A 10,283-nucleotide genomic window follows, 5' to 3' on the forward strand; every position below is an offset into this window, starting at 1 on the left:
TCCGGATTCCAAATCCGGTTTTATTTTTTTCTTCTCTAAAAGGGCAAAGGGGAAAGGACAAAAGCAAACACGCGCCAGGGAGGAAATGAAGGTTATTTAATACTTCGCATAATATATGTAATGCAAAATTAAATACTGGTGGGAATAGATGTCAAACCGTTTGCTGTAAAATAGATAAGGAGATATTCCGACATTTCAAAAACAGGAACGCTACCCCTGTTGAAATGTTGTTCCCGGCAATGGCATCATCCTCTGGGATGAAAACGGTGATGGATGGAATTCAGCCTCTGCTGTTCCAGATGCGTGTAAATCTGCGTGGTGGCGATGTCCGAATGTCCCAGCATCTCCTGGATGATGCGGAGGTCCGCGCCGTTCTCCAGCAAATGCGTGGCGAATGAATGGCGCAGGATATGCGGAAAGACATGCTGGTCGATCCCGGCGGCTCTGGCGCGTTCCTGAAGGATCTGGCGCACCCGCTCCCTGGTCAAGGGACACCCGCGGACGGTCAGGAAGATGTGGCTTTTCGTTCCCGGTTTGACCAGTTTGGGCCTCCCTTGGGCCAGATACGCCTTTAGGGCGTCCAAAGCGGACGTGCCGACGGGAACGAGCCGGGTTTTGTCCCCCTTCCCCCGCACTCGGACAAATGCTTCCTCTGCGTCAAAACTTTCTAATTTACAATTGATGATCTCGCTTACGCGCATGCCGCAGGCATAAATCATCTCCAACAGGGCCCGGTCTCTGCATCCCAGTGGAATATCCTGAATGTCAATACTTTCAAGCAGTTTTGAAACGGTATGCTGATCCAGCACGTGAGGCAGTGTCAGCCCCTGCCGCGGCATCTCCATGAACGCGGAGGGATCCTTCTCCAGAATACCCGTTCCGGCCAGCCAGCGGAAAAAAATGCGCAGATGCACCATTTCCACGCGCATGGAACTGCGCGCCATGCCGCGGGACTGCAAGTGCCGGAGGAATTCTGCGAGGCTGCCTATATCCACCCCGGAAGGATCGCCATCCCCTTCCCCCAGAAACCGGGAAAACTCTTCCAGGGTCTGCCTGACGGAGACCTGGTAGGCGGCGCTCAGCCCTTTTTCCGCAGCCAGAAAGCGGATGAAACGTTCTATGTGAGCCTGCATGCCGAATCTTCCTTTCCTGTCCCGTCTTTAAAAGCGTTCCACCAGAAACAGGAATTCCGTCACATTCTGGGGACGGTTCTTCAAATTACGGCTTCCCCGGAAGGTGGCGTAAGGCGTTTCCAGCGTGGCGATGTGTCCCAGCCTGGCCAGGAAAGCCGTCATTTCCTCATAACCGATGAAACCTTCCGAACTGTAGGACAGCAGAATGAATTTGGCAGGACAGGATTCCAACAGATGGAACAATGATTCCGTGGCCTGCTGCCGGCTGTTGTACGTGGAGCGTTTCCAGTCCTTCGGAATGCCGGAAACGCGGCTGATTTTTTCCGGCCGCTTGTAGGAGGACAGCAAATTCAGCATGAAATAGTTGGAGCCGTACGGATGCTGGTTGTAGGGAGGGTCCAGGTACACAACGTCCATCTCCGGCAATTCCTCCGCCAGCTCGTTGGCGTCCCGGCAATGGATGGAATACCGGCAGTCGAACCTGGAGAACACGGGAAATTGCAGGGAAATGTCCCCCAGAATGCGGCTCAAGGCGTTTCCTCCCGAACCGCCGAATTTTCCGACCCCCTGCTTGTCCTTGTAAAATCCCTTGAACACGCCTGCCGTATTGGCATGGATGGAGGCTTCCGCCAGCAAAGGGGCAATGAAGTACGGCCGTACTTCCTCCGGCAGCAGATTGATGGTCTGGCGCGCCGTATCCAGATAAAGGGCATTCCGGCGCGTGTAAAAAACGCGGTCTTCCGCCGTGATGCGTTCCGGATTCCGGGGGGCGTACAGCTCCGTAATGAAACCGGGGGATTCATGAGTTTCCATGTACCGCAGCAGACGCCTGTAATGCCTTTCCAGCTCCAGGCCGTCCACTTCTCCGGAGTTGCTCAGATAACAGGTGTTGACGAGTCGGCTGTATTCTTCCAGATCATTGACAATCAGTTCTTCCGAATGTTTTTTCAGGAAGCGGGCCACAATACCGCTGCCGGAAAACAAATCTCCGGCCTTGAGATGCTCCTTCCCCAGGCGGGCCTTCACATATTTAAGTCCGCGTCCCAGGAAATTCAGCAGGGAACGCTTGTTCCCCAAGTAAGTTACAATCTGTTCAGTCAGGTATCTGGGGTCTTCCTCTATCTCGGTCGAAAGAGCGGATAATAGCGCATTAGGGGTCATAAGCAAGCCGCGCCAGCATACGGCACTGCGGCCTTTCCGTCAAGTTGAGCCGATGAATAAGAAAGGGAACGGGATTTAAGTATTCATCAGGGATTCCGGCTGTGGCAGATGCGCTTTTTAAACCCTTCCCGGAAAGGTCAATCGTTCCATAGAAAACTGCCTGCGCCCCGCGGACTTCCTGTAGATCAACCGGCTTTTTGTTTGCGGTTTTGGAAAGGCAATTCCATGGATGGCATCTCCTTTTCCGAAAGAGTTCTCCTGCCTTCCTCTGAAGAAAGGTCTTTTCAAGCCGGAAACACGTGTTATATTCTCAATAATCATGAAAACCCGTTTACTACCCTGCACGCTGGCGTGCATGCTCATGGCAGCCATGCCCGGCTTTTCCGGGCCGGAAGATGACTTTTATGAAGCCAACTTGACGCTCACGCGCGCCGGCCGCCTGGAAAAGGAGGGCGACTTCAAGGGAGCCCTGGAAAGCAGTGAAAAAGCGGCCCGGCTTCTGCAAGCCCTGAAACAGTCCTCTCCCGACTGGAACCCCTCCTGGATAGCGTCCAAGCTGGAAAATGCCTCCCAAATCCGGGAACGTGTGGAACCGCTGGCGCAAAAAGCCCCCGAACCTAAAAGGGAAGACCATTCCCTGAAGCCGGGAGAATGGAGGGACGTGACCTTTGAACGGGCCTACAAGGCCCACGAACAACAACAACTGGCCGTCAGGCAGGTTCCCCCCGCCCCGGTGGCAGCCCCGGTTTCCGTGTCTTCTCCCGCGGCATCCCAACGGATCGCTCCCTCCGGCAGGCGTGCGGAGGTGCGCATCGTCCAGCCGCCGGCATCCGTCGTACCCAGACGCACTCCGGAACCTACCAGGGTGCCTCCGCCGAGGTCGGACCACGGCGGCCGCTTCCGCATCGGCGGTTGAAGGGAGACGGTCTTGGGCACAAGCCCCTGCTCCATGTTGAAAGAGACGGGGACGAGGGAGCCCGTGACCTTTGCCTTCAAAAAGTCACTGACAGTTGCAGTCTCTTGAACATGTCGGCTATCTGCGTATTTGTATCTTCCGTTCCATGAACGGAGGCCTTGGTTCTCATGGATGAATGCTTCCCCCATACCGGGGAAAAGATCAGCGTCTCCGCTGAAACGCGCATTCCCTTGCGACAAAAAAAGAGCCGTCTCCCTTGCTGGGGACGGCTCTTGATATAAAGGCGTTTGCCTTAAAGACGGTTAGTTCTTGGCGGCTTCTTCAATCGCCACGGCCACGGCCACGGAGGCGCCGACCATGGGGTTGTTGCCCATGCCGATGAGGCCCATCATTTCCACGTGGGCGGGCACGGAAGAGGAACCGGCGAACTGGGCGTCGGAGTGCATGCGGCCCATGGTATCGGTCATGCCGTAGGAGGCAGGGCCGGCGGCCATGTTGTCCGGGTGCAGGGTACGTCCCGTACCGCCGCCGGAAGCCACGGAGAAGTACTTCTTGCCCTTTTCGTTGCATTCCTTCTTGTAAGTGCCGGCCACCGGGTGCTGGAAGCGGGTGGGGTTGGTGGAATTGCCGGTGATGGAAACGTCCACGCCTTCATGCCACATGACGGCCACGCCTTCGCGCACGTCGTCGCAGCCGTACACGCGCACGGCGGCCTTCGGTCCCTTGGAGAAGGCTTTTTCCTGCACGATGTTCAACTTGCCCGTGGCGTAGTCAAACTTGGTCTGCACATACGTAAACCCGTTGATGCGGGAGATGATGTAGGCGGCGTCCTTGCCGAGGCCGTTCAGGCAGACGCGGAGGTCCTGCTTGCGGACGCGGTTGGCGGACTTGGCGATGCCGATGGCGCCTTCGGCGGCGGCAAAGGATTCGTGGCCGGCCAGGAAGCAGAAGCATTCCGTTTCGTCGCGCAGGAGCATGGCGGCCAGGTTGCCGTGGCCCAGGCCCACCTTGCGGTCGTCGGCCACGGAGCCGGGAATGCAGAAGGACTGGAGCCCTTCGCCGATGGCTTCAGCGGCGTCGGCGGCCTTCGTGCAGCCCTTCTTGATGGCGATGGCGGCGCCCACCACATAGGCCCAGCCGGCGTTTTCAAAGGCGATCGGCTGGATTCCGTTGACGATTTCGCGGACGTTGATGCCCTTGGAAAGGCAGAGCTGTTCCGCTTCTTCAATGGAACCGATGCCGTACTTGGCCAGGGCTTCGTTGATCTGCTTGATGCGGCGGTCGTAGGATTCGAAAAGAGGCATAATGGTAATAGTGCTTGAAGTTGATATACTCTTTTTAATTCAATCTCATTCGTGACGAGGATCGATGTACTTGGCGGCCTCGTCGAAACGACCGTAGTTGCCCGTGCACTTGGCGACGGCTTCGTTGGCGTCCATGCCCTTCTTGATCATTTCCATCATGGGGCCCATGCGCACGAACTCGTAGCCGATGATTTCACCGTCTTCGTCCAGGGCCAGCTTGGTGATGTAGCCTTCGGCCATTTCCAGGTAGCGGGGGCCCTTGGCGCGGGTGCCGTACAGGGTGCCGATCTGGGAGCGGAGACCCTTGCCGAGGTCTTCAAGGCCGGCGCCGATGGGCAGGCCGCCTTCGGAAAAGGCGCTCTGGGTGCGGCCGTACACGATCTGCAGGAACAATTCGCGCATGGCGGTATTGATGGCGTCGCACACGAGGTCCGTGTTCATCGCTTCCAGCACGGTCTTGCCGGGCAGGATTTCCGCGGCCATGGCGGCGGAGTGGGTCATGCCGGAGCAGCCGCTGGTTTCCACAAGGGCTTCTTCAACGATGCCGTTCTTGACGTTCAGCGTCAGCTTGCAGGTGCCCTGCTGGGGAGCGCACCAGCCCACGCCGTGGGTCAGGCCGGAAATGTCCGTGATCTCCTTGGATTGAGTCCAGTTGCCTTCCTGGGGAATGGGGGCCGGACCATGGTTGCAGCCTTTCTTGACGCAACACATTTGTTCGATTTCGTGTGTAAACTGCATGGTTTTAGGATGTTAATATGAAGACGGCCCTGCAGTCATCGGACAGTGCCGCCTCGTAGCGGCACGGATCATATCAGCAAATCCCGGAATGGCAAACACGAATGATTGAAAACCGGGAGAAAACCCTCATAATCAGTCCGCAGTCCCCTGCCCTGCATGAGAACGCGGCATCGTCATCCACTTCTCAACAAACTTGCAATCATCTCTGTCTTAATACTCATGATTGACGGTGCATGGACCATGTGGGGAAAGAAGGGAGAACCGGGGCGCGTGCAGACCGTCACGACCGCCCTGGACCTGCCCCAGTGGGGGCCGGATTCCGGCCCTCCCCTGCGGGTTGCCGTGGCCGGGGATTTCCACCTGCGCCCGCGCGGCGGCAGGCAGGCGCGCAGGTACATGGAAAAAATCATGGAGGCCCGGCCGGACATGATCTTTCTGCTGGGGGACTATGCCAACGGCCACACCCGGAAAAGCAGCATGAGCCCGGAAAAGGCGCGGGACTACTTCCGGATGCTCAGGGCCCCGCTGGGCATTTTCGCCGTGCAGGGCAACCACGACCAGTACTACGGATGGGAGTCGTGGAAAAGCATGTTCACGGACCTCGGCATCTGCGCGATGTGGAACGACTCCTTTCTTCTCCATCTGCCGGGCGGCAGAAAGCTCCAGCTTTCCTCCGTGCGGGACGACTACCACATGAGGATCAGGCCGGAGGAACTCCCGTTGCGCCTCTCCCCGGCCATCCCCCACATCCTGCTCTCCCATGTGCCGGACATCTTCCCCCTGCTGAAGCCCGGCACGGCGGACGCCGTCATCAGCGCCCACACCCACGGCGGCCAGATCTGCCTGCCCGGCGGCATTCCCCTGGGCTGCATCTCCCGGGAAAAAGTCAAATTCACCTACCCCTGGTCCCGTTTGAACGGCACCCCCTTCCTGATCACCAGGGGGCTGGGATGCAGCGTGCTGCCCCTGCGCCTCTGCTGTCCTCCGGAAATCATCGTGCTGGAAATCCGTTAAACAAATCAACTCCCACCAACTCTGTCCGCCTGTGAAAAACATCCTTCCCTTCTCTTATTCACATCATATTTACATCTTGTTGACAATTGCCGGTGCGGCCGCCTGCCTGGAATCCTGCTCCGTACCCGCCGCCGCGCCGTCTGCCGTGGCCTCCTGGTATGAAGAAACCCTTTACGAAGGCAAGCCCTTCTACGTCACCAAAAACGCCGTCAGTTGGAAAAGCGGCAGAAAAAACGCGGACTTCGGCCATTGGACAGCCGTCAGCGTCTATGACCCGGCCACGTATATGAAGGCGGAGGGCAGGCAATTCACCATCGGTCCCGGCTACGGATGGGACGGCGTCACGTGGGGAGCCACCCCGCCGGACATGCTCCTCCCTTCCCTGTTCCACGACGCCATGCTCCACGCCAAAATGAACGGCGCTCCCATCGCCAGAAGCCAGATAGACCTGGCCTTCTACGACCTCATGACCGCCCAGCATGCCGGGCGCAAGGGACTCTACTACCGTTTCGTGCGCCTCTTCGGCTGGTGCTTCACCTTCCCCCAGCACCCGCGGACATTGACAATCCACCGGGAGAACTCCGGAGCTGAATCACTTTCCCGGAAACCATGCCGTTCCGATGGCGGCCATGGTGCTTGATGTTCCCTGATTCCGGAGGCAGACAGACACTTTCGTCTTTTCCCTTCCTCTGAATGATTCAGCCAGTTGAACATGAAAAAGCTGGCAATCCTGCCTCAAGGGAGACTCTTCCGGCCAGCCGGAGGAGGGAATGGGGATTTGACCCTGAATAGTCGGTTTTGGTTCCTCTGTATAGTTAGTTTAATCCAGGTTCCGGCGTCGCAACGAACATAAATGTCCATGGACATAATGGTAGTTGCTGATAACTCATATCAACTACTATTCGGTTAACTGACTTTTCAAAATATATTCATCCAATAATTCATATAGCCATGTATCCATGGGAGTGAATGAAAAATCGAGCTGTGTTGCCCTATCAATATTTATACTATATTCATCAATGCCATTATATGGTGCAGGTTCACCACGATCACTTAGTAGAATTTCTTTTCCTGTTTTCCGTTTACAATATTCAGCTATTTGTTTTATGGATACAGTTCCTTGATTTGCCCCATGAATTGCTCCACAGAAATCCTTGTCTGCCAGATATGCAAGAAATTTACCAGCCTCGCTTGCACGAACAAATGCTAGTTGACTTTCAAAATTATCTATATGAAGTGGTATTTGCTTAATGATATGATCGACATAGAAATATAATCGATTCGTATCATCATCTTTACCAATTACAAAAGGAAGTCTAACCCTGACACTTGGGATATGTGCGTAATTCTTTATCAGGGCGCATTCTACTTGTTGCTTGGATTTACTATAGGGAAAATCATCTCTTTCACAGTATAGTAATTTTGTATTCTCGGCAGCAAATTCTTCTTCTTTTACATCTAAATGTAGTTTATTATAAACGGCTGCAGATGATATCACAATATATTTTGTGCATTTTACATGTTCCAATAAGCGTATGATATCATTAGAACAAAACGCAAGATTATCATACACCAGATCAAACTGCACATTTTTAAAAGCCTCCTTAATTTGTTTTTCATCAGTTCTATCAAAACAAATCCGATTCACTTTATCTCCATAGTTATCCTTTGTCTTTCCACGTGTCGCAATGGTAACTACGTGTTCATTGGAAAGCAGACTCAATACTAAATGCTTACCGATTAAACGAGTTCCACCGATAACTAAAATATTCATTTCATTATCTCCATTTTCTTCACCAATCCCAATTTATCTATCACTATTAAATCATCCTGCAAGCAATATCATACCATGGGCATAAATGTTTATGCCCCGATTATCCGCGCTCTGCTTCCTTTTCCCGTTGCGGCTCTCTGTCTTGCCTCAAAATGTTGTCAATGTTTCTCTTGATAACGTCGTATTCCCCCGACCTGTTTTTTCAGCTTGCCATCATCAGCGTACAGGACTTCCCGCTGCTCTTGGAGCTTTTCATACTCCACTACCTCACGCCATGCATTCTGTACCAATTTGGCAAACGCCGGAATGAGCCCGAAAGCATTACAAGTATATCATGGGGAATCCTAACATGAACATAACGCTGAACTATGATGCTCATGCCCGCTTCTGACAGTTCCTCAGTGGAAATGGAACGGCTGACTGCGTAGTATTTTACTACTCTTTCTACTACCTTTGAACGCAGCTCTTTCCGGCGTCAAGAAGGAGAGAGGCGTCCTTTGTTCTGAAAAGGAAGTTCACCAGTAAATAATCGGCTACGCTGGGAATAAGGGCTCCCCGGCTCTTATAACTTTGTTTTCTATGAAACAATGGGAACCCCTTCAAAAGTAAAATATGCCCTTATTTCTCTCCCGTCTCCAAGGAAAGATTCAAATTTTTCATCCCTCTCCTTCCGAATTTCCTTCAAGTTCAACTCAAGGGCGCCCGCGACTGGCAAAACTCCACCTCCCTCTTTCCTCCCAAACGATGAAGCCTGAATTTGGCCACATCCACCAGGTTGGCAAAATCCCTCAACTTGGGTCCGGCAATCACTTTCTCCAGATATTCCTCCTCGTCATCAATAACCGGCAGATAATCGACAGCCAGACAGTTTTTCTTCGGCAATACCCTGAGAGACGAATCATTGTAGGGGTGCAAGGATAGAATCCTCAATTCCTTTTCATCCTTGAACGCGGCATCTTTCACCAGATGCCTCAGGTAAATAAGCATTTCCAGAGCCGTCTGCTGATATTCCTTGCTGATGTTCTTAAAATTATCCCGGATCCTCTTCAACGATTTTCCAATGTCCTGAACTTTCTTACGGTCGGCTTGTTTCATGGGAGTTTTCGTCATTTTCAATTCTTTATTCAATCTGTATTCGGTACATGCGGGAGTATAGTAAACATGGCCGGAATCGCGGTCATAATACAGCACCCAATAGAGTGGAAGCTTGCGGCACGTCGCGACCTCTTCCAGGGAGGATGGCTCATGATCCTTTTTCACGGCAATCATGGACGTTTCTCCGGGACTGGCAAAAAAAGACCGGTTAAATACCAGACAGAGCCCAGTTCCCTCCTCTCCATTGTGCTTTCCGTAGAGACGGAACTGATTCAAGGAATCAATGGTGGAAGAAAAGGAGGTTTGCAATACGGCAAGATTGCTGCGGATTTTCTGGGAAGGCATGCAATCTTCCCCCAGCAGGGACTGGAAGACGGTTCCTTCCGTAGGATCATTGGCAGCCGCCAAACTGCATAAAAGCAGGGGGTTCCCTTTTCCCTTCGTTTCCTCCTGTTCCTGAAGCAAGGTTTCAAAGACGGTGGAGGAGGTATAATGCCCTACCTGCTCAAGATCAGCACTAAGCAGATGTAATAACCGGTATTGTTCCACCCACAGATTACGGATATATTGTAAATCTTTTTCCGAACAGCCTTTTAATTTTTCCTTGCTTGTTAAGGTATCGAAGTCTTCATCGCTCTCGCATAAATTCGGTTGACTATCTTCGGACAAGCTATCCCAAAATTGATCGCTTCCTATTAAGGCTCTTCGATTTTGTTTAGCTTTTCCGTTATTAGCATTAATTTTGATAGCTTTAATGTAGCATTCTAAAGCTTCTTCTTTTCTTCCGGAATTGGATAATGAAACACCTTTATTGTTCCAAGCCGCATCATTATCAGGCTTGATCTCCAGGGCCTTGTCGTAGCTCTCCAGCGCTTCCTCCTTCCTTCCAAGAGCGTTCAGAACAATCCCTCGATTGCAATAGGCCGCATCATTGTCAGGCTTAATTTCCAAACCTTTGTTGTAGCTCTCCAACGCTTCCTCTTTTCTTCCAAGAGCGTTCAGGACAATCCCCCGATTGCAATAGGCCGCATCATTGTCAGGCTTGATCTCCAGGGCCCTGTCGTAGCTCTCCAACGCTTCCTTCTTCCTTCCAAGAGCGTTCAGAACAATCCCACGATTGAAATAGGCCGCATCATTGTCAGGCTTGA

The 10,283-nt window shown here is 52.9% G+C and carries 9 protein-coding genes and 2 pseudogenes; 4 read left to right on the forward strand and 7 right to left on the reverse strand.

From position 1 onward, the window contains the following. Positions 1–245 precede the first annotated feature (245 nt). A complete protein-coding gene (locus tag HMPREF3039_RS01505; protein ID WP_067573416.1) occupies positions 246–1,133 on the reverse strand; it encodes a tyrosine recombinase in 888 nt (295 codons plus the stop codon). Between the two features lie 27 nt (positions 1,134–1,160). Beyond that, a complete protein-coding gene (locus tag HMPREF3039_RS01510) occupies positions 1,161–2,294 on the reverse strand; it encodes a DNA adenine methylase (RefSeq protein WP_067573414.1) in 1,134 nt (377 codons plus the stop codon). Positions 2,295–2,613: 319 nt separating this feature from the next. Here HMPREF3039_RS01510 and HMPREF3039_RS01520 point away from each other — a divergent pair, with 319 nt between their 5' ends. Then, positions 2,614–3,210: a hypothetical protein gene (locus HMPREF3039_RS01520; protein ID WP_147549757.1), complete on the forward strand. Its 597-nt coding sequence runs from the start codon at positions 2,614–2,616 to the stop codon at positions 3,208–3,210. Between the two features lie 302 nt (positions 3,211–3,512). Here HMPREF3039_RS01520 and HMPREF3039_RS01525 read toward each other — a convergent pair whose 3' ends face one another. Both HMPREF3039_RS01525 and HMPREF3039_RS01530 read right to left on the reverse strand, forming a co-directional pair. Then, positions 3,513–4,514 (reverse strand): GGGtGRT protein, encoded by a 1,002-nt coding sequence (locus HMPREF3039_RS01525; protein ID WP_067573408.1) that lies wholly within the window; start codon positions 4,512–4,514, stop codon positions 3,513–3,515. A gap of 45 nt (positions 4,515–4,559) precedes the next feature. Then, positions 4,560–5,252 carry an iron-sulfur cluster assembly scaffold protein gene (locus HMPREF3039_RS01530; protein ID WP_067573406.1) on the reverse strand — a complete coding sequence of 231 codons (693 nt, stop codon included), beginning with the start codon at positions 5,250–5,252 and terminating at the stop codon, positions 4,560–4,562. A 219-nt stretch (positions 5,253–5,471) separates the two neighbouring features. On the opposite strand from HMPREF3039_RS01530, the gene HMPREF3039_RS01535 reads away from it, so the two are divergent. Together HMPREF3039_RS01535 and HMPREF3039_RS01540 are read left to right on the forward strand one after the other, a co-directional pair. Beyond that, on the forward strand, positions 5,472–6,266 hold the full coding sequence (locus HMPREF3039_RS01535; RefSeq protein ID WP_067573404.1) for a metallophosphoesterase: 795 nt from the start codon (positions 5,472–5,474) through the stop codon (positions 6,264–6,266). A gap of 76 nt (positions 6,267–6,342) precedes the next feature. Continuing rightward, the gene (locus tag HMPREF3039_RS01540; protein ID WP_147549760.1) at positions 6,343–6,906 is read left to right on the forward strand and encodes a hypothetical protein; all 564 of its coding nucleotides are present in this window, start codon (positions 6,343–6,345) and stop codon (positions 6,904–6,906) included. Positions 6,907–7,164: 258 nt separating this feature from the next. On the opposite strand, the gene HMPREF3039_RS13225 is transcribed toward HMPREF3039_RS01540, so the two are convergent. Together HMPREF3039_RS13225 and HMPREF3039_RS14565 are read right to left on the reverse strand one after the other, a co-directional pair. Next, complete coding sequence (locus HMPREF3039_RS13225; protein ID WP_067982214.1) at positions 7,165–8,040, reverse strand: NAD-dependent epimerase/dehydratase family protein; 876 nt, start codon at positions 8,038–8,040, stop codon at positions 7,165–7,167. Positions 8,041–8,140: 100 nt separating this feature from the next. Further along, positions 8,141–8,300, reverse strand: a pseudogene (locus HMPREF3039_RS14565) (endonuclease); the annotation flags it as partial. Between HMPREF3039_RS14565 and HMPREF3039_RS14570 the strand changes: the two are divergent. Continuing rightward, positions 8,297–8,468: pseudogene (locus HMPREF3039_RS14570) on the forward strand (tyrosine-type recombinase/integrase); the annotation flags it as partial. The pseudogenes HMPREF3039_RS14565 and HMPREF3039_RS14570 overlap by 4 nt on opposite strands. 259 nt (positions 8,469–8,727) lie before the next feature. Here the strand turns inward: HMPREF3039_RS14570 and HMPREF3039_RS01555 are convergent. Beyond that, on the reverse strand, positions 8,728–10,283 hold a 1,556-nt coding region (locus tag HMPREF3039_RS01555), incomplete at its 5' end, for a tetratricopeptide repeat protein (RefSeq protein WP_067951864.1).

Origin of the sequence: Akkermansia sp. KLE1798 (assembly GCF_001580195.1) — a bacterium.
Classification (GTDB): Bacteria; Verrucomicrobiota; Verrucomicrobiia; order Verrucomicrobiales; family Akkermansiaceae; genus Akkermansia; species Akkermansia biwaensis.